Origin of the sequence: Streptomyces sp. NPDC050416, from assembly GCF_044458845.1 — a bacterium.
Classification (GTDB): domain Bacteria; phylum Actinomycetota; class Actinomycetes; order Streptomycetales; family Streptomycetaceae; genus Streptomyces.
Genome location: NZ_JBITII010000011.1, coordinates 1 through 18,870 on the forward strand (window position 1 = coordinate 1; position 18,870 = coordinate 18,870).

The window sequence follows — 18,870 nt, forward strand, 5'->3', positions numbered from 1 at the left end:
AAACGCCCGGTTACATTCCGAACCCGGAAGCTAAGCCTTACAGCGCCGATGGTACTGCAGGGGGGACCCTGTGGGAGAGTAGGACGCCGCCGAACTCCCTTTAGAGCTCTGGCTCTTGGGCACTCAGCCCGAGAGCCAGAGCTTTTTTGCGTTGAGGTAAGGTCAGGGAGCATCGTTGGCACGTTTCCCACAGGAGGCCCCCGGGTGGAGGTTCAGGAGACTCGCGTCCAGACGGACCGTGTGCTCACCATCCCGAACATCCTCAGCATGGCGCGCCTCGTCGGCGTGCCCCTCTTCCTGTGGCTGATTCTGCGGCCTGAGTTCGGTGGGCCCAAGAGTGACGGCTGGGCACTTCTGGTGCTGGCCCTGAGCGGCATCAGTGACTACCTGGATGGCAAGCTCGCGCGACGCTGGAACCAGATCAGCAGCCTCGGTCGGCTCCTCGACCCCGCGGCCGACCGGCTCTACATTCTTTCGACATTGGTCGGCCTCACCTGGCGCGAGATTCTGCCCCTCTGGTTGACCGCTGTACTTCTGGCGCGGGAGCTGGTTCTCCTGGTGATGGTGGGCATCCTCCGCCGGCACGGCTATCCGCCGCCCCAGGTGAACTTCCTGGGCAAGGCCGCCACCTTCAACTTGATGTATGCCTTCCCGCTGCTCCTGCTCAGCGACGGAAGTGGTTGGATCTCGTCACTGGCTGCTATTTTCGGATGGGCGTTCGCTGGATGGGGTACAACGCTGTACTGGTGGGCAGGAGTCCTCTACGTAGTACAAGTCCGCCGCCTGGTCCGTGCGGACGCCATGTCCGATTGAACTCGCGGATTGCTCCCACTGAAGCGGTGCGATGGCCCGTGGTGGAAAAGTGCGGGACAATCCTCGCGGGGGAAGTCGGCTAGACCGTCGTCTCTTCAAGGAGGACGCTTCCGACATGAAGGCCGTCGTGATGGCCGGAGGCGAAGGCACGCGTCTTCGCCCCATGACCTCAAGCATGCCCAAGCCGCTCCTGCCCGTGGCCAATCGCCCGATCATGGAGCATGTGCTGCGGCTGCTCAAAAGGCATGGGCTCAACGAAACAGTCGTAACTGTCCAGTTCCTGGCCTCGCTCGTCAAGAACTACTTCGGCGACGGCGAAGAGCTCGGTATGGAGCTCACCTATGCCAATGAGGAGAAGCCACTCGGTACCGCCGGAAGCGTCAAGAACGCCGAAGAAGCGCTGAAGGACGATGCCTTCCTCGTCATCTCGGGCGATGCGCTGACGGATTTCGACCTCACCGAGCTCATCAATTTCCACAAGGAGAAGGGTGCACTGGTCACGGTCTGTCTGACGCGTGTGCCCAATCCGCTGGAATTCGGTATCACCATTGTCGACGAGGAAGGCAAGGTGGAGCGCTTCCTCGAGAAGCCCACCTGGGGCCAGGTCTTCTCCGACACCGTGAACACCGGCATCTACGTGATGGAGCCCGAGGTCTTCGACTACGTCGAGCCCGACGTGCCCGTCGACTGGTCCGGCGATGTCTTCCCGCAGCTGATGAAGGAAGGCAAGCCCATCTACGGCTACGTCGCCGAGGGTTACTGGGAGGACGTCGGCACCCACGAGAGCTACGTGAAGGCCCAGGCCGACGTCCTGGAGGGCAAGGTCGACGTCGACATCGACGGATTCGAGATCTCCGCCGGGGTGTGGGTCGCCGAAGGGGCCGAGGTCCATCCCGACGCCGTCCTCCGAGGTCCGCTGTACATCGGGGACTACGCCAAGGTCGAAGCCGGCGCCGAAATCCGTGAGCACACCGTCGTGGGCTCCAACGTGGTCGTCAAGAGCGGCGCTTTCCTGCACAAGGCCGTCGTTCACGACAACGTCTACGTGGGACCCCACAGCAATCTGCGTGGCTGCGTGGTCGGGAAGAACACCGACATCATGCGCGCGGCGCGGATCGAGGACGGCGCGGTCATCGGCGATGAGTGCCTGATCGGTGAAGAATCGATCGTTCAGGGCAATGTGCGGGTCTATCCGTTCAAGACCATCGAAGCCGGTGCCTTCGTCAACACCTCCGTCATCTGGGAATCCAGGGGACAGGCACACCTCTTCGGCGCCCGTGGTGTGTCCGGAATCCTGAATGTGGAGATCACGCCGGAGCTGGCGGTGCGGCTTGCCGGTGCCTATGCGACCACCCTGAAAAAGGGCTCGACCGTCACTACGGCCCGCGACCACTCGCGTGGTGCCCGCGCGCTGAAGCGGGCGGTGATCTCCGCGCTGCAGGCCAGTGCCATCGACGTACGGGACCTGGAGAACGTGCCGCTGCCGGTGGCCCGGCAGCAGACGGCGCGCGGCAGTGCGGGCGGGATCATGATCCGTACGACGCCCGGGGTGCAGGATTCCGTCGACATCATGTTCTTCGACGGGCAGGGCGCCGACCTGTCGCAGGGCAGCCAGCGGAAGCTGGACCGGGTGTTCGCGCGGCAGGAGTACCGGCGTGCGTTCCCCGGGGAGATCGGTGACCTGCACTTCCCGGCGAGTGTCTTCGACTCGTACACGGGGTCGCTGCTGCGGAACGTCGACACCACCGGGATCGCGGACTCCGGCCTGAAGGTCGTCGTCGACGCCTCCAACGGTAGTGCGGGACTCGTCCTGCCGAGTCTGCTGGGCAAGCTCGGTGTCGACTCGCTGACGATCAATCCCGGTCTCGACGAGTCCAGGCCGACGGAGACGGCCGACATGCGGCGGTCGGGGATGGTGCGTCTCGGAGAGATCGTGGCGTCCTCGGGGGCCGCGTTCGGGGTGCGGTTCGATCCAGTCGGTGAGCGGCTGTCCCTCGTCGACGAGAAGGGCCGCATCATCGAGGACGACCGGGCGCTGCTCGTGATGCTCGACCTCATCGCGGCTGAGCGGCGCAGCGGCCGGGTCGCGCTGCCGGTGACCACGACCCGGATCGCCGAGCAGGTGGCGGCGTACCACGGGACCCAGGTCGAGTGGACGACCACGTCTCCCGACGACCTCACACGCGTGGGTGGTGAGGAAGGGACGATCTTCGGTGGTGACGGCAAGGGCGGGTTCATCGTCCCCGAGTTCAGCAGCGTGTACGACGCCACCGCGGCGTTCGTACGGCTCATCGGGCTCGTGGCGCGGACGCAGCTCACGCTCAGCCAGATCGACGCGCGGATCCCGCGGGCGCACGTTCTGAAGCGGGATCTGGCGACTCCGTGGGCCGTCAAGGGACTCGTGATGCGGCGGGTCGTCGAGGCGGCCGGAGACCGGTTCGTGGACACCACGGACGGCGTGCGGGTGGTGGAGACGGACGGTCGTTGGGTGATGGTGCTGCCCGACCCGGCGGAGGCCGTCACCCACCTGTGGGCCGAGGGGCCGGACGACGCTTCCGCGCAGGCCCTGCTGGACGAGTGGTCAGCGGTCGTGGACAGCGCCGGCCGGTAAACGGGCTGCACGCGTGCGTGCCGGACAAGTGTCCCCAACGGGGCCTGTCCGGCACGCCGTGGGGCCGTTTCGGAGGTAGTGGCCGCGACGTGCGACGATGTGCGGCATGCCGCAGCAACCCCCCATTCGGAGCACACCGACGCGGCCCCGGCGCCCGGACGCGTCCATGTCGTTGATCACCAACGTCATGGACCACAGCCTCGACGACGGATACGCCGAGGCCGCCGCGCGCAAGAAGGCCGCGGGCGACGGTGGCATGCCGAGGACGCTCAGGGCGAAGCTGGGACTCGCTGCCGGCCTGGTGCTGGCGGCCCTCGTCGTGACCTTGGGAGCGGCCCAGGCGCGCGTCGCCGCTCCGGTCGTCGCCAAGGAGCGGGAGGAACTGGTCGACCGGATCGACCGGGAGACCGAGGCGGCGGACAAGCTGGAGGACTCCGTCGACCGGCTGCGCGAGGACGTGAGCGCGCGCCAGCGGGAGGCCCTGAAGCACAGCGGTGGAAGCGCCGAGTCCGACATCGTGGGCATCCTGTCGGGCGCCACCGCTGTGCACGGCCCCGGAGTGAAGCTCGTGGTGAACGACGCCAAGGAAGCCGGCTCGGGTGGTGACGGCGACCCGCGTGAGACCACCGGGTTCTCCGACACGGGCCGGGTGCGCGACCGGGACATGCAGCGCGTGGTCAACGGGCTGTGGGAGTCGGGCGCCGAGGCCGTCTCCATCAACGGACAGCGGTTGACGGCCCTGTCCGCGATCAGGGCAGCGGGGGACGCGATACTGGTCGACAACAAGCCGCTGGTGCCGCCGTACACGGTGCTCGCGGTGGGGGACGGGCAGCGGCTGAGCACTCGGTTCCAGGACAGCGCGGACGGGCTGTATCTGAACGCGCTCCAGGAGAGTTACGGCATCAGGACAGGCATCTCCGTGGAGGACGACCTCCGGCTGCCTGCCGCGCCGAGTGTGATCGTACGTACAGCACAGCCGAGCATTGAGAAGAGCGAGAAGGGCACATCGTGATCGCCGTACTGGGCCTCGTCGTGGGAGTCGTGGCCGGCCTGTTGGTCCGGCCTGAGGTTCCGGCGGTGGTCGAGCCTTATCTGCCGATCGCTGTCGTGGCGGCGCTCGACGCCGTCTTCGGTGGCCTGCGGGCCATGCTCGACGGCATCTTCGACGACAAGGTCTTCGTGGTGTCGTTCCTGTCGAACGTGGTGGTGGCCGCGTTGATCGTGTTCCTGGGGGACAAGCTGGGCGTGGGTGCCCAGCTGTCCACCGGTGTGGTGGTCGTCCTCGGTATCCGGATCTTCTCCAACGCCGCGGCGATCCGCCGGCACGTGTTCCGGGCGTGAGGCCGATGAGCGAGCACGACGACAAGCGCCCCGAGGAGAACGGCGGCACGCGCGCGGACCAGCGTGACAGGAACGGCGAGTCCGGGAACCGGCTGCGCAGGGAACTGCCCCACGAGGTGTCCGCGCCGGCGCCGGCCGCCCAGGACGCCCCTGAAGCAAAATCAGCACCAGCACGGGAAGCAGAACCTGAACCTGAGCCCGAACCGCAGACGGCTCCCGGGCCCGGTCCCGAGTCCGAGCCGAGGCTGACCGGTCGGCAGCGGCTGGTGAAGGGGCTGTGGCCACCGCGGGTCTCACGGGCCCAACTCATCGTCGCGTTGCTGCTGTTCGGCCTCGGGTTCGGGCTGGCCGTGCAGGTGGCCTCGCACAGCGACAGTGACAGCGCGCTGCGCGGGGCACGGCAGGAAGATCTCGTCCGCATCCTCGATGAACTGGACGACCGTACGCAGCGTCTTGAGGACGAGAAGCAGGGCCTCGAGAAGCAGCGCGACGAGCTGGAGAACAGCTCGGACCAGGCCGAGGAGGCCCGGAAGCAGACGGTCGAGAAGGAGAGGCAACTCGGCATCCTGGCCGGCACCGTGGCCGCGCAGGGGCCCGGCATCACCATGACCATCGAGGACACCAAGGGCACGGTCGAGGCGGACATGCTGCTCGACGCGGTGCAGGAGCTGCGCGCGGCAGGTGCCGAGGCGATCCAGGTGAACGGCGTGCGGGTCGTCGCGGGCACGTACCTGGCGGACTCCGGCAAGGGCGTGGGCGTCGACGGGAACAAGATCAACGCGCCCTATCGTTTCAAGGTCATCGGCAAGCCGCAGGATCTCGAGCCGGCGCTCAACATCCCCGGAGGCGTGGTGCAGACTCTCGAGAAGGAACACGCCACGGTCACCATCGAGCGGTCGACCAAGATCGTCGTGGACGCCTTGCGGCAGGTGAAGCGGCCTGACTACGCTCGGTCGTCCTCCCAGTGAACCGGGGGTGCATGGGCGAGGTCGGGCTAGGGCATGAGGTTGCGGGGGGTCGGCGCACCGAATGGGTGGTGCGTGGTGGAAACTGTCTGGTGCAGACGGACGTTGTCAGGATGTCCGGGTCGGCCAGAGTGTTCAGTCAGGGTTCGTCCTGCCCCACGGGCGGGTCTGTTTCGGTCAAGGGGAATCGCCCGTGAAGTTGTTTGCGAAGTTGTTCGGCAAGAGCGCGCGAGAAGGCAGCGACAATGCGACCGCTCGCCATCGCGCACAGCCTGACGCGGAGGGCCAGCGGCCGCTGTTCCGGGACCAGGTCGGTGACGTTTCCGGAGGTCAGGGCGCGCCGTCGGTTGACCCCGCGCAGCCCGGCGGCATAGGTTTCGGGCAACCGTCAACCTCAAGTGCGGGTGGAGGGTTTTCCGACCCGTATGCGTCCAATGCCCCCGGTGGGCAGCCGCGGCAGGAGGATCCGATGTCGGCCCTGGTGTGTACGAGGTGCGGTAACCGCAACGCGGAGAACAGCCGCTTCTGCTCCAACTGCGGCGCGCCGCTGCGGGCGGGGGCGGCGGCGGAGCGTCCGTCCGAGACGACCTCCACGATCTCCATCTCCGGTCTCGAGGCCTACGACAGCGAGACCACCGGCCAGACGCCGATGCCGACGCTGTCCCCCGAGGCGCAGGCGGCCGTCGACGCGCTGCCGCTGGGCTCCGCGCTCCTGGTCGTGCGCCGCGGGCCGAACTCGGGCAGCCGCTTCCTGCTGGACGGCGATCTGACCACGGCCGGGCGTCATCCGCAGAGCGACATCTTCCTGGACGACGTGACGGTCTCCCGGCGCCATGTGGAGTTCCGCCGAGGTCAGGACGGCTCGTTCACGGTGGCTGACGTGGGCAGCCTGAACGGCACGTACGTGAACCGCGAGCGGATCGACCAGGTCGCCCTGAACAACGGCGACGAGGTGCAGATCGGCAAGTACCGGCTGGTCTTCTACGCCAGCCAGCGGGGCTACTGACCGGATTCCGTCCGGGGAAGCCCGCGAAGGTCCGTCCGTCAGGGAAGGTCCATGCTTCAAACACCGAGCGGCGGTGCCGGGCACGGCGCCGCCGCCACGGACAGGCTGATGAGCATCGGCACGGTGCTGAACGTGCTGCGCGACGAGTTCCCCGAGGTCACCATCTCCAAGATCCGTTTTCTGGAGGCGGAGGGGCTCATCGAGCCACAGCGGACCCCGTCGGGGTACCGCAAGTTCAGCGCCCATGACGTCGAGCGCCTCGGCCATGTCCTGAGGATGCAGCGGGACCACTATCTGCCCCTGAAGGTGATCCGCGAGCATCTGGACGCCATGGAGCGCGGTGAGGCCGTCCAGTTGCCGACGCTGGGCCGTCAGCGTGACGGCGAGAGCGTCCCCGAGTTCCCCGAGGCGCCCACGGCGGCCAGGATCGGGCGTGAGGAGCTCCTCGCCGCCGCCGGCGTCGGCGAGGAGGAGCTCGGAGAGTGGGAGTCGTACGGGCTCGTCACCCCCCTGGTGGACGGGGTGTACGACGCGGAGGCGGTCACGGTGGCCTCGCTGATCGCCGAGCTGAGGCGGTTCGGGATCGAGCCGCGGCACCTGCGGGTGATGAAGGCCGCCGCCGACCGCGAGGCCGGGCTCGTGGACCAGGTGGTGGCCCCGCTGAAGCGGCACCGGAACCCGCAGACCAGGGCTCACGCGGAGGCCCGTGCCAAGGAGCTGGCGGGGCTCACGGTGAGGCTGCATGCCGCCTTGGTGCAGACGGCGCTGGGTGTGCGGCTGCCCTGAGACGGCCGGCCGTGGGCGACCGGAACAGGCGCCCGTTCCCGGCCCGACTACCCAAACATCCCGAGCACGGCCTAGGGTTGCTGTGTGAACGAGCTCGATGTCGTAGGTGTCCGGGTGGAAATGCCCTCCAACCAACCGATCGTGCTGCTGCGTGAAGTGGGAGGCGACCGTTACCTCCCCATCTGGATCGGACCGGGTGAGGCGACGGCGATCGCCTTCGCCCAGCAGGGCATGGCTCCTGCGCGGCCGCTGACCCACGATCTGTTCAAGGACGTGCTGGAGGCGGTCGGCCAGGAGCTCACGGAAGTGCGCATCACGGACCTGCGTGAGGGCGTCTTCTACGCGGAGCTCGTCTTCGCCAGCGGCGTCGAGGTGAGCGCCCGCCCGTCCGACGCCATAGCGCTGGCCCTGCGCACCGGAACGCCGATCTACGGCAGTGACACGGTGCTCGACGACGCCGGTATCGCGATCCCGGACGAGCAGGAGGACGAGGTGGAGAAGTTCCGCGAGTTCCTCGACCAGATCTCCCCGGAGGACTTCGGCAGCAGCAGCCAGTGAGTTCCGGATCCCGGTGAGAGCCGGATGACCGGGGAGTGCCAGAGGCCAGTGAGGCGTGTGGGCGGCCCGGCGGACGATGTGGTCCGCAGCAGGGCCGCCCGCCGTGTGTGTGACGGGTGAAATGCCCGCATGTGCCGGAGGCGAGTGAGAGCGTCACGCGGCCCGCATCGGGGGCATTCGGCTAGCCTTTCCCCGCGGTGGGGCACGGGAAACCACTCTTAGGGTGATTATCACTCGGCGTGGCGAGTGTGGCGATCGTTGACGCACCCCCGGTGACTGCCTACCGTCGAGAGGGCAGGTCAAGGACGGAGGTCGGCGTGAGAAGCAGCGGCGACGGTACGGCTGGGGGTGGCCCCGAGCGCAGTCTCAGGGCGAGCGGTCCGTACCCTCCCCCGGGCTCACGGCTCCGCCCGAGCGGGGGGTGTCCCCAGCCCGGCGGGGTGGCTGATCACGTTCCGCAGCGACCGACGGCTGTGCCGAGCAGCGGAGGGACGACGTCCATGGCGTCCGAGCAGATCGGCTATCGGGGCCCCACGGCCTGCGCGGCCGCCGGTATCACCTACCGGCAGCTGGACTACTGGGCCCGCACCGGCCTCGTCGAGCCGAGTGTGCGCCCCGCCTACGGGTCGGGGACGCAGCGGCTGTACAGCTTCCGGGACGTCGTCGTCCTGAAGATCGTCAAGCGGTTCCTCGACACCGGGGTGTCGCTCCAGAACATCCGCACGGCCGTCCAGCACCTCAGAGAACGCGGTTTCCGCGATCTGGAGCGGATGACGCTGATGAGTGACGGGGCGACGGTCTACGAGTGCACCTCGCCGGACGAGGTCCACGCGCTGCTCCAGGGAGGCCAGGGCGTCTTCGGGATCGCCGTGGGCGTGGTGTGGCGGGACGTGGAGAGCGCGCTGTCCCAGCTGCACGGGGAGCGGATCGACACCGGCGAGACGCTGGTCGGGCCCAACCCGGCGGACGAGCTGGCGCGGCGGCGGAACCGGGCCGTCTGAACCGTCCGGCAGTGCGGTGCCCCCTGGCCGTTGCAGGCGGGACGTTTCCGCGCCGGGCGGCAAGCGGTTTCCCCCGGGGGGTGTCAGGGCGGTTGTCCGGGGCGTTGTCAGTGGCGTAGGGCAGCATCGGAGATGTGAGAACCGCGCCCACGATCCTGCATCTCGACATGGATGCCTTCTTCGCCTCGGTGGAGCAGGCGTCCAAGCCGAGCCTGCGCGGGAAGGCCGTCGTCGTGGGCGGGCTCGGGCCGCGGGGCGTCGTGGCCACGGCGTCGTACGAGGCGAGGGTCTTCGGTGTGCATTCGGCGATGCCGATGGGGCAGGCCCGGCGGCTGGCGCCCAACGCCGCGTATCTCGTGCCGCGCTTCGGGTTCTACAAGGCGATCAGCGAGCGGGTGATGGAGCTGCTGCGGGCGCTGTCGCCGCTGGTGGAGCCGCTGAGCCTGGACGAGGCGTTCGTGGACCTGGAAGCCGGGGGAGCGGCCTGGGACGAGCAGTCGGCGCGGCTGGTCGGGGGGCAGCTGCGCGCGGACATACGGGCCGTCACCGGACTCACGGGATCGGTGGGGCTCGCCGCTTCCAAGATGCTCGCGAAGATCGCCTCGGAGCAAGCCAAGCCGGACGGGCTGGTGGTGATCGAGCCGGGGACCGAGCGGGCGATGCTCGGGCCGATGTCGGTGCGGACGCTGCCCGGGGTCGGGCCGGCGACGGGCGATCATCTGCGGCGGGCCGGGATCACCACGATCGAGGAGATCGTCGAGGCGGGTGAGGACGAGATGGTCCGGCTGCTGGGAAAGTCGCACGGGCACGGCCTGTACGCCATGGCGCTGGCGCGGGACGACCGGCCTGTCGTGGCGGAGCGGGAGGCGAAGTCGGTGTCGGTCGAGGACACGTACGACGTGGACATCCACGACCGGGTGCGGGTCGGTCTCGAGGTGCAGCGTCTGGCCGACCGCTGCGTGCGGCGGCTGCGCGGGGCCGGGCTGTCCGGGCGGACGATCGTGCTGAAGGTGCGGCGGTACGACTTCTCGACGCTTACCCGGTCCGAGACGCTGCGCGGGCCGACGGACGATCCCGGGGTGATCCGCGAGGCGGCGGCCCGGCTGCTCGACTCGGTCGACACGACGGGCGGTGTGCGGCTGCTCGGGGTGGGCGTCAGCGGGCTCGCCGACTACACACAGGAGGATCTCTTCGCGCAGGCGGCAGGGGAGCGGCCGGAGGCGGAAGGGCCCCTCGAGGAGGACGCCGTGGCGCCGGCCGAGGAGCAGCCGGCGCTCGCCGAGCGGCGGTGGCCCGCCGGGCACGACGTACGGCACGCCCTGTTCGGGCACGGATGGGTGCAGGGCAGCGGTCTGGGGCGGGTCACCGTGCGGTTCGAGACGCCCGGCTCCGAGCCCGGGCGAGTGCGGACCTTCCGGGTCGACGACCCGGACCTGGAACCGGCGGATCCGTTGCCGCTGGTGTTATCGACTCCGGAGGAGAGCCGCGGTGGGCCGGAGGGCGGGGCCGGGGCTGTGGGGGTGCGGTCCGCTGCCCCCTAGGCCGGCCGGTCGGGGCTTCAGGCCGTCTCGTCCGTGCCCGCCAGCTTGCCGAAGTCGTGGTCGGGCAGCGAGGGAGGCGCGGTGACGTCGAGGCCGTAGTGGTGGTAGAGCTGGAGTTCCTGTTCGGGGGAGAGGTGTCGGCCCACGCCGAAGTCGGGGGCGTCCTTGATCAGGGCGCGGTCGAAGGGCACGTGGAGGGCGCCGTCGATCAGTTCACTGGGCTCGAGGGGGACGAAAGCGTCCCTGCTGAACAGGCCGGTCCGTATGGCCGCCCACTCCGGCTCGCCGGTGGCGTCGTCGAGGTAGACCTCGTCGATCGTGCCGATCCTGGTTCCGTTGCGGTCGAACGCCTTGCGGCCGATCAGGTTGCGCGGATCGATATCGGTTCGCACGGGCCCTCCACGTGGTCGCAACTCATCCGTAAGCACTACGAAACGGCACAATCGGAGAGGTGGCCACTCGAAGGTTCGTGCGTGGACCGCGCTGGTACGCTGGCAGCGGCTGCTGACCCCGTGCGGGAGAGTCCTCCAGACACCATCGGAGGCGCCGAAGGAGCAAATCCTCCCCGGAATCTCTCAGGCTCACGTACCGCACGGACGAGGTCACTCTGGAAAGCAGGGCGGGTGTCGACGGCTTCCGCTCTCACCGACGGTGAAAGCCGGAGGCCTTCGGGCGATCCGGTGAAGCTCTCAGGTCGAGATGACAGAGGGGGAGGCCGTTCGGGTACCCGTGCCGTGGTGCCCCTCGAAGGTCGTGTCAGACCAGGAGGCCTCCGCAAATGACCGCCCATCGCATCCCGCTCTCCGAACTCGAAGAGGCAGTTCCCTTCGAGCAGCGTCACATCGGCCCCGACCACGAGGCCCGCGCCAAGATGCTCGCGCAGGTCGGCTACGGCTCGCTGGACGAGCTCACAGCCGCCGCGGTCCCGGCCGTGATCAAGAGCACCGAGGCGCTGGACCTGCCGGGCGCCCGCAGCGAGGCCGAGGTGATCGCCGAGCTGCGCTCGCTCGCCGACCGCAACCAGGTCCTCGGCTCCATGATCGGACTCGGGTACTACGGCACGTTCACGCCGCCGGTCATCATGCGCAACGTCATGGAGAACCCGGCCTGGTACACGGCCTACACGCCGTACCAGCCGGAGATCTCGCAGGGGCGGCTCGAGGCGCTGCTCAACTTCCAGACCATGGTCGCCGACCTCACCGGACTGCCCACCTCCGGTGCCTCCCTGCTCGACGAGGGCACCGCGGCCGCCGAGGCCATGGCGCTGTCGCGGCGCCTCGGCAAGAACAAGAAGGGCCTGTTCCTGGTCGACGCGGACGCGCTGCCGCAGACCATCGCCGTGATCCAGACCCGGGCCGAACCGGCCGGCGTCGACGTCGTCGTCGCCGACCTCGGGGAGGGCATCCCCGCCGAGATCGCCGAGCGCGAGATCAACGGCGTGCTGATCCAGTACCCGGGCGCCTCCGGAGCCGTACGCGACATCAAGCCGGTCATCGACCAGGCGCACGAACTCGGAGCGCTCGTCACCGTCGCCGCCGATCTGCTCGCGCTGACGCTGCTGAAGTCGCCCGGTGAGCTCGGCGCGGACATCGCCGTCGGGACGACGCAGCGCTTCGGTGTGCCGATGGGCTTCGGCGGTCCGCACGCCGGCTACATGGCGGTCAAGGAGAAGATGGCGCGCAGCCTGCCCGGGCGGCTCGTCGGTGTCTCCGTGGACGCCGACGGGAACAGGGCGTACCGGCTGGCGCTCCAGACGCGTGAGCAGCACATCCGCCGCGAGAAGGCCACCAGCAACATCTGCACCGCCCAGGTGCTGCTCGCCGTCATGGCCGGCATGTACGCCGTCTACCACGGGCCGGAGGGCCTGAAGGGCATCGCGCGGCGCACCCACCGGTATGCCACGGTTCTCGCCGCCGGGCTCGCGAACGGCGGGGTCGAGGTCGTGCACGGCTCCTACTTCGACACGCTGACCGTGCGGGTCGAGGGCCGGGCCGCCGACGTCGTGGCCGCCGCGCGGGAGAGCGGGGTCAACCTGCGTCTCGTCGACGCCGACCACGTCTCGATCGCCTGCGACGAGACCACGACCCGGGCCCAGTTGCGTGCCGTGTGGGCCGCCTTCGGGGTCGAGGGGGTCATCGAGGCGCTGGACGCGACCACGGAAGACGGGCTTCCGGACGCCCTGCTGCGGACCGACGAGTACCTGACGCACCCCGTCTTCCACCAGCACCGCTCCGAGACGGCCATGCTGCGCTACCTGCGCCGACTGGCCGACCGTGACTACGCGCTCGACCGGGGCATGATCCCGCTGGGCTCCTGCACCATGAAGCTCAACGCGACCACGGAGATGGAGCCGGTCACCTGGCCCGAGTTCGGGCAGCTGCACCCCTTCGCGCCCGCCGAGCAGGCCGCGGGTTACCTCACGCTCATCCGAGAGCTGGAGGACCGTCTCGCCGAGGTCACCGGGTACGACAAGGTGTCCCTCCAGCCCAACGCCGGTTCGCAGGGCGAGCTGGCCGGGCTGCTCGCCGTACGCGGGTACCACCGGGCCAACGGGGACGGACAGCGCACCGTGTGCCTGATCCCGTCGTCGGCGCACGGGACCAACGCCGCGAGCGCGGTGATGGCGGGCATGAAGGTCGTCGTCGTGAAGACCGCCGACGACGGCGAGATCGACGTCGAGGACCTGCGGGCCAAGATCGAGCAGTACCGCGACGAGCTGTCGGTGCTGATGATCACCTACCCGTCCACGCACGGGGTGTTCGAGGAGCACGTCTCCGAGATCTGCGCGCAGGTGCACGAGGCGGGCGGGCAGGTCTACGTCGACGGGGCCAATCTCAACGCGCTCGTGGGGCTCGCCAAGCCGGGGCACTTCGGCGGTGACGTCTCGCACCTGAACCTGCACAAGACCTTCTGCATCCCGCACGGCGGCGGCGGTCCGGGCGTCGGTCCGGTGGCGGTGCGTGAGCACCTCGCGCCGTACCTGCCGAACCACCCGCTCCAGCCGGAGGCGGGCCCGGAGACGGGGGTCGGTCCCATCTCCGCGGCGCCGTGGGGTTCCGCCGGCATCCTGCCCATCTCCTGGGCGTACGTCCGGCTGATGGGCGGCGAGGGGCTGAAGCGGGCCACGCAGGTGGCCGTGCTCAGCGCCAACTACATCGCCAAGCGCCTGGAGCCGCACTACCCGGTGCTCTACACCGGCCCCGGCGGGCTCGTCGCGCACGAGTGCATCATCGACCTGCGGCCGCTGACCAAGGCGACCGGAGTGAGCGTCGACGACGTCGCCAAGCGGCTGATCGACTACGGCTTCCACGCGCCGACGATGTCGTTCCCGGTGGCCGGGACGCTGATGATCGAGCCGACCGAGTCGGAGGACCTGACCGAGCTGGACCGGTTCTGCGAGGCGATGATCGCCATCCGCGCGGAGATCGAGAAGGTCGGCTCCGGTGAGTGGCCCGCGGACGACAACCCGCTGCGGGGCGCCCCGCACACGGCCGGGACGCTCGCCGGGGAGTGGGAGCACGCCTACAGCCGTGAGGAGGCCGTCTTCCCGGCCGGGGTCGCGGTCGCCGACAAGTACTGGCCGCCGGTTCGCCGCATCGACCAGGCCTTCGGCGACAGGAACCTGGTCTGCTCCTGCCCGCCGCTGGACGCGTACGAGGACTGACCGACCAGACAGGTCGAGTGGGAGGGGCTCCGCGGTGCGGGGCCTCTCCCGTCATTCGGCGGCGAGGGACACATCGGTCGACTTGATCAGGGCGACGACGGGGGTTCCGGCCGACAGGGCGAGGTCGTCCGCGGCGTCCCTGGTGATCGCGGCGGTCAGTTCGCCGCCCTCGACGGTGATCCGGACGGACGCCATGGCGTCGCCGGTCGCGATGTCCGCGACCGTGCCGGGGAGCCGGTTGCGGATGGACAGGCCCTCGACGGGGGCGGTGGCCAGTGAGACCTCCGTCGACTTGACCAGGGCGCGTACGACGGTGCCCGGCGCCAGACCGAGGTCGTCCGCCGCCTCGCGGGTGATCGCCGCGGTGAGGGACTGGCCGCCGGTGAGGCGGACCCTGACCGTCGCCATGGCCTCGCCCGGCGTGACGGTGGTGACGGTGCCGGGGAGCTGGTTGCGGATGCTCAGGCTCATGGGGGCACGGTAGCCCGGCGAGTTCCTTATGCCGGGTATGCGTGCGTTTGCGTCGCCTTGACCGTCGCCCAGACCGGGGCGCCGGGATGCAGGTCGAGTTCGGCCGCGGCGACCGTGGTGAGGTCGGCGGTCAGGGCGAGTTCGCCGGTGAGGTCCGCGCGGATCTGGTCGCCGTGCGTCTCCAGCCCGGCGACCTCGCAGCGCCACAGGTTGCGGGCGCTGGAGCCCGTGGGGCGTTCGCGGTACAGCGTCACGGCGCCGGGCGGGAACGCCACGAAGGCCGGGCCGGAGAGCTCTTCGGTGGTCGTGATGGCGGGGCCCGTGTCGAGCTGGACGGCGTGGCCCTCGGCGTGTCCCCGGTAGAGGTTGAGGCCGACGAGCCGGGCGATGTAGTCCGTGCGGGGGTGGCGGGCGATGTGGGAGGGCGTGCCCTCCTGGACGACGTGGCCGTTCTCGACGACGACCAGGCGGTCGGCCAGCACCATGGCGTCCAGCGGGTCGTGCGTGACGAGGACGGCCACGGCCTCGAACTCGGCGAGATGGCGCCGGAGCTGGGCGCGCACCTCCAGACGGGTGCGGGCGTCGAGCGCGGCGAGGGGCTCGTCCAGCAGCAGCAGCCGGGGCCGGGTGGCCAGGGCCCGGGCCACGGCCACGCGCTGGGCCTGGCCTCCCGACAGACGGCGGGGCTTGGCGCCGGCGTGGTCGGCCAGACCCATCCGGTCCAGCCACTCCGCGGCCCGGGCACGCGCCTCGGCCTTGCTCGCACCCCGGCAGCGCGGGCCGAAGGCGACGTTGTCCAGGGCGGTCAGATGAGGGAAGAGCAGGTAGTCCTGGAAGACGACGCCGACGGGGCGCGACTCGGGCGCCATGGCGTCCAGCCGGGTGCCGTCCAGCCGCAGACGACCCGACGTGAGGGGCGTGAGCCCCGCGAGTGCGCGCAGGGCCGTGGTCTTGCCGGCGCCGTTCGGGCCGAGCAGGGCGACGACCTCTCCGGGGGCGGCGGTGAGTGTGACGTCCAGGCGGAAGGTGCCGCGGTCGACGACGAGGTGGGCGTCGAGGCCTTCGGAGAGGAGGGCGGGTGCTGTGCCGTCGCGGTCGGTCGTCTTGGTCATGAGGAGCGCGTCCAGGGTGTCAGGGAGCGGTCATCCGGACTCGGGCGATGCCCGAAGACCCTCTTCCGGCAGTCGGTTCCGGACATCACGACGCCGTCACCCAGCGGTCGCGCAGGGCCGCCAGGACCGCGATGGACACCGCCAGCAGGACCAGGCTGAGGGCGATCGCCGCCGCCGGGTCGTTCTGCAGGGCCAGGTAGACCGCCAGCGGCATGGTCTGGGTGCGGCCCGGGAAGTTGCCCGCGAAGGTGATCGTCGCGCCGAACTCGCCCAGGGCCCGGGCCCAGGCCAGTACGGCACCGGCCGCGATGCCCGGCGCGATCAGCGGCAGGGTGACCCGGCGGAACGCGGTGAAGCGGGAGGCGCCCAGAGTGGTGGCCGCCTCCTCGTAGCGCGGGTCGGCGGCCCGCAGGGTGCCCTCCACGCTGATGACGAGGAACGGCATCGCCACGAACGTCTCGGCGAGGACGACACCCGTCGTGGTGAAGGGCAGGGTGATCCCGAACCAGGAGTCGAGCCACTGCCCGATGACCCCGTTGCGCCCGAAGGCGAGCAGCAGGGCCACACCGCCCACCACCGGCGGCAGCACCAACGGCAGCGTCACCAGGGCCCGTACGAAACCCCGGCCGGGGAACCGCGTGCGGGCCAGCAGCCAGGCCAGGGGCACGCCGACGACCAGGCTCAGGACCGTCGCCGCCGTGGCACAGACGAGTGAGAGCCGGAGTGCCTCCCACACCTCGGGGCTCGTCAGCTGCTCGGGGAGGCTGCGCCAGGGCGCCCGTACGAGCAGGGCGATCAGGGGCAGGAGCAGGAACGCCAGGCCGATCAGGGCGGGCACCAGCAGGGGCACTGGCACCGACCGGGTCCGGCCGCGGTGGGGATCGCGGCGGGGTCGGCTTTCCAGCGTGTCGGTCACGGCTTGAGGAACCCGGCCTCGGACAGCACCTTCCGGCCCTCGGGGGACCGCACCAGCGCGACGAACGCCTTCGCGGTCTTGGGGTTGGGGGCGTTCTTGAGCAGGGCGATCGGATAGTCGTTGACGGCCTGGGCCGACTCGGGGAAGTCCACGCCCTTCACCTTGTCACCCGCCGCCCGCACGTCGGTCTTGTAGACGACGGCGGCGTCGGCCTCCTTCAGCTCCACCTTCGTCAGGGCGCTCTTGACGTCCTGTTCGTACGAGACGGGGGTGAGCTTCAGGCCGCCGGCGTCCAGCGCCTTCCGGGCGGCGGCACCGCACGGCACCCTCTTGTCGCACAGGACGACCTTCAGGCCGGGCTTCGTGAGGTCCTTCAGGGAGGAGATCCGGTCGGGGTTGCCGGGCGGCGTGGCGATCTCCAGCCGGTTGCGGACGAAGGTGACCGGCGTGCCCGCCGCGTCCTGCTGGTCGGTCACGGTCGCCATGGTCTTGGTGCTGGCGGCGGCGAAGACATCGGCCGGGGCCCCGCTGGTGATGCTGGCGGCGAGGGTGTCGCTGCCGCCGAAGTTGAAGGTGACCTTCGTGCCCGGGTGCTGCTTCTCGAACGTCTTGCCCAGGGCCTTGAAGCTCTCCTCCAGCGAGGCGGCGGCGAAGACGGTGACCGTGCCGGAGGGTTTGGCGGAGGAGGAGCCCTTGTCCGAGCCCGTGGCGGAGGAGCAGGCGCTCAGAGTCAGCAGCGCGGCTGCGGACGCACCGGCGACCTGGAGGATCCGGCGAGTCCGGTGCGCGGTACGGGTCATCTGGGGGCCACTCCCTCGGTGTACGGCGGAAGAGCCCGCAAGCTCCTCGATACGCCGATCATACTGACGCATCTGCGAGGGGGAAGTCTGCTGTGACTTCGCATGAGCCAGGGGAAGCAGGCAGCTGGGTGTGTATGTGCGTTTCCACGGGCCTCGGACGGTCTCAGACCCGGTCGATGTGGACGTTCGTCGACTTCACGCGGGCCGTCGCCTCCATGCCGACCTCCAGGCCCAGTTCCTCGACGGCCTCGCGGGTGAGCAGGGAGACGAGGCGGTGCGGGCCGGCCTGGATCTCCACCTGCGCGGCGACGTCACCGAGCTTGATCGCGGTGACGATGCCGGGGAAGGCGTTGCGGGCCGAGGTGTACGGGGCGCCCTCCTCGGCGGTGCCGGACCTGGCGAGTTCGACGGAGAACGCGGCCAGGTCCCGCCCGTCGACGAGCCGCCGCCCGGCCTCGTCGCGGTGGGTGGTGATGCGGCCCGCGTCCGCCCAGCGCCGGGCGGTGTCCGGGCTCACGCCGAGCAGTCGTGCTGCCTGGCCGATCGTGTAGGACTGCATGCCGGTCACGATAGGGGCGCGCGGCGGGAACGGCGGATGCGGGGTTGGCCGTTGGGTATAACGCGATATAGCGTTAGTCGTCGAGTGGGCGGGCCTCGTGCCGTGCCCGGGGAGATCGGGGTGATGTGATGGCGGGGGACCTCTCGCGTACCGGTGGACCACCCGAGGTGAGGGCCTCGCATGCGGACCGGGACCGGGTGGTGGACGTGCTGCGCGTCGCCGCGGGCGACGGCCGGCTGACCTTGGAGGAGCTCGACGAGCGGCTGGAGGCCGCGCTGTCCGCCCGTACGGTGGGCGAACTCGCCGTGCTGACCGCGGATCTGCCCGAGGAGACGGCCGGGAGGGGTGTCGAGGCGCAGGAGGTCGTCCGGATCGAGCAGGAGGGATCCTCGACCCGGCGCGGTGACGGCTGGGTGGTCCCGCGGGGGCTGGAGATCCGGTCGGCGTGGGGCGAGGTGACGCTCGACTTCACCGACGCGGTGATCACCCAGGACACGCTGGACATCGACCTGGACATGCGGGGCGGCGCCCTGAAGCTGCTGACCCGGCCGGGGGTCGTGGTGGACACCGGCGGGCTGGTGACGAACTTCTCCCGGATCAAGGCGCGCGGGGCGGCCGACGCCCCGGTCGTGCTGCGCGTGCGGATCACCGGTGAGATCAACTACGGGCAGATCGTGGTGCGTCCGCCCCGCAGGGGCTTCGGCCGGCGCAGACCCAAGGGCTGAC

Annotated in this window: 18 protein-coding genes, 1 rRNA gene and 1 riboswitch; of the genes, 13 read left to right on the top strand and 6 right to left on the bottom strand. The window is 70.0% G+C overall.

Going from position 1 to position 18,870, the window contains the following annotated elements; translation table 11 throughout:
• The 11 genes from rrf to ACIBL4_RS29660 all read left to right on the top strand — a co-directional run.
• Window positions 1-95, top strand: a 5S ribosomal RNA gene (gene rrf, locus ACIBL4_RS29610); the annotation flags it as partial.
• Window positions 96-204: 109 nt separating this feature from the next.
• Window positions 205-813: a CDP-alcohol phosphatidyltransferase family protein gene (locus tag ACIBL4_RS29615; protein WP_399414857.1), complete on the top strand. Its 609-nt coding sequence runs from the start codon at window positions 205-207 to the stop codon at window positions 811-813.
• A gap of 115 nt (window positions 814-928) precedes the next feature.
• Window positions 929-3,424, top strand: coding sequence for a mannose-1-phosphate guanyltransferase (locus ACIBL4_RS29620; RefSeq protein ID WP_279539736.1), 2,496 nt, complete (start codon window positions 929-931; stop codon window positions 3,422-3,424).
• A gap of 97 nt (window positions 3,425-3,521) precedes the next feature.
• Window positions 3,522-4,436, top strand: coding sequence for a DUF881 domain-containing protein (locus ACIBL4_RS29625; protein WP_399414858.1), 915 nt, complete (start codon window positions 3,522-3,524; stop codon window positions 4,434-4,436).
• Window positions 4,433-4,765: a small basic family protein gene (locus ACIBL4_RS29630; RefSeq protein WP_003988855.1), complete on the top strand. Its 333-nt coding sequence runs from the start codon at window positions 4,433-4,435 to the stop codon at window positions 4,763-4,765. Before ACIBL4_RS29625 ends, ACIBL4_RS29630 begins: the two co-directional genes overlap by 4 nt.
• Before the next feature lie 5 nt (window positions 4,766-4,770).
• On the top strand, window positions 4,771-5,733 hold the full coding sequence (locus tag ACIBL4_RS29635; protein WP_399414859.1) for a DUF881 domain-containing protein: 963 nt from the start codon (window positions 4,771-4,773) through the stop codon (window positions 5,731-5,733).
• Window positions 5,734-5,794: 61 nt separating this feature from the next.
• The gene (locus tag ACIBL4_RS29640) at window positions 5,795-6,736 is read left to right on the top strand and encodes an FHA domain-containing protein (RefSeq protein WP_399414860.1); all 942 of its coding nucleotides are present in this window, start codon (window positions 5,795-5,797) and stop codon (window positions 6,734-6,736) included.
• A gap of 51 nt (window positions 6,737-6,787) precedes the next feature.
• On the top strand, window positions 6,788-7,522 hold the full coding sequence (locus ACIBL4_RS29645; RefSeq protein WP_399414861.1) for a MerR family transcriptional regulator: 735 nt from the start codon (window positions 6,788-6,790) through the stop codon (window positions 7,520-7,522).
• Window positions 7,523-7,606: 84 nt separating this feature from the next.
• Window positions 7,607-8,080, top strand: coding sequence for a bifunctional nuclease family protein (locus ACIBL4_RS29650; RefSeq protein WP_003988851.1), 474 nt, complete (start codon window positions 7,607-7,609; stop codon window positions 8,078-8,080).
• Window positions 8,081-8,397: 317 nt separating this feature from the next.
• Window positions 8,398-9,081: a MerR family transcriptional regulator gene (locus ACIBL4_RS29655; protein ID WP_399414862.1), complete on the top strand. Its 684-nt coding sequence runs from the start codon at window positions 8,398-8,400 to the stop codon at window positions 9,079-9,081.
• Window positions 9,082-9,215: 134 nt separating this feature from the next.
• Window positions 9,216-10,622, top strand: coding sequence for a DNA polymerase IV (locus tag ACIBL4_RS29660; RefSeq protein WP_399414863.1), 1,407 nt, complete (start codon window positions 9,216-9,218; stop codon window positions 10,620-10,622).
• 17 nt (window positions 10,623-10,639) lie between these two features.
• Here ACIBL4_RS29660 and ACIBL4_RS29665 read toward each other — a convergent pair whose 3' ends face one another.
• On the bottom strand, window positions 10,640-11,014 hold the full coding sequence (locus tag ACIBL4_RS29665; protein ID WP_399414864.1) for a PRC-barrel domain-containing protein: 375 nt from the start codon (window positions 11,012-11,014) through the stop codon (window positions 10,640-10,642).
• A 113-nt stretch (window positions 11,015-11,127) separates the two neighbouring features.
• A riboswitch (glycine riboswitch) is annotated at window positions 11,128-11,223 on the top strand.
• Between the two features lie 177 nt (window positions 11,224-11,400).
• Between ACIBL4_RS29665 and gcvP the strand changes: the two genes are divergently transcribed.
• The gene (gene gcvP / locus ACIBL4_RS29670) at window positions 11,401-14,286 is read left to right on the top strand and encodes an aminomethyl-transferring glycine dehydrogenase (protein WP_399414865.1); all 2,886 of its coding nucleotides are present in this window, start codon (window positions 11,401-11,403) and stop codon (window positions 14,284-14,286) included.
• A gap of 51 nt (window positions 14,287-14,337) precedes the next feature.
• Here the strand turns inward: gcvP and ACIBL4_RS29675 are convergent, their stop codons facing one another.
• From ACIBL4_RS29675 to ACIBL4_RS29695, 5 genes are all read right to left on the bottom strand, one after another.
• Window positions 14,338-14,757 carry a molybdopterin-binding protein gene (locus tag ACIBL4_RS29675; protein ID WP_399414866.1) on the bottom strand — a complete coding sequence of 140 codons (420 nt, stop codon included), beginning with the start codon at window positions 14,755-14,757 and terminating at the stop codon, window positions 14,338-14,340.
• 26 nt (window positions 14,758-14,783) lie between these two features.
• Window positions 14,784-15,869, bottom strand: coding sequence for an ABC transporter ATP-binding protein (locus ACIBL4_RS29680; protein ID WP_399414867.1), 1,086 nt, complete (start codon window positions 15,867-15,869; stop codon window positions 14,784-14,786).
• An 85-nt stretch (window positions 15,870-15,954) separates the two neighbouring features.
• On the bottom strand, window positions 15,955-16,773 hold the full coding sequence (locus ACIBL4_RS29685) for an ABC transporter permease (protein ID WP_399415143.1): 819 nt from the start codon (window positions 16,771-16,773) through the stop codon (window positions 15,955-15,957).
• A gap of 8 nt (window positions 16,774-16,781) precedes the next feature.
• Window positions 16,782-17,585: a molybdate ABC transporter substrate-binding protein gene (gene modA, locus ACIBL4_RS29690; RefSeq protein WP_399414868.1), complete on the bottom strand. Its 804-nt coding sequence runs from the start codon at window positions 17,583-17,585 to the stop codon at window positions 16,782-16,784.
• 163 nt (window positions 17,586-17,748) lie between these two features.
• Window positions 17,749-18,144: a molybdopterin-binding protein gene (locus ACIBL4_RS29695; RefSeq protein WP_399414869.1), complete on the bottom strand. Its 396-nt coding sequence runs from the start codon at window positions 18,142-18,144 to the stop codon at window positions 17,749-17,751.
• A 128-nt stretch (window positions 18,145-18,272) separates the two neighbouring features.
• Between ACIBL4_RS29695 and ACIBL4_RS29700 the strand changes: the two genes are divergently transcribed.
• Window positions 18,273-18,869, top strand: a complete 597-nt coding sequence (locus ACIBL4_RS29700; RefSeq protein ID WP_399414870.1) for a DUF1707 domain-containing protein — start codon at window positions 18,273-18,275, stop codon at window positions 18,867-18,869.
• Window position 18,870: the final 1 nt, after the last annotated feature.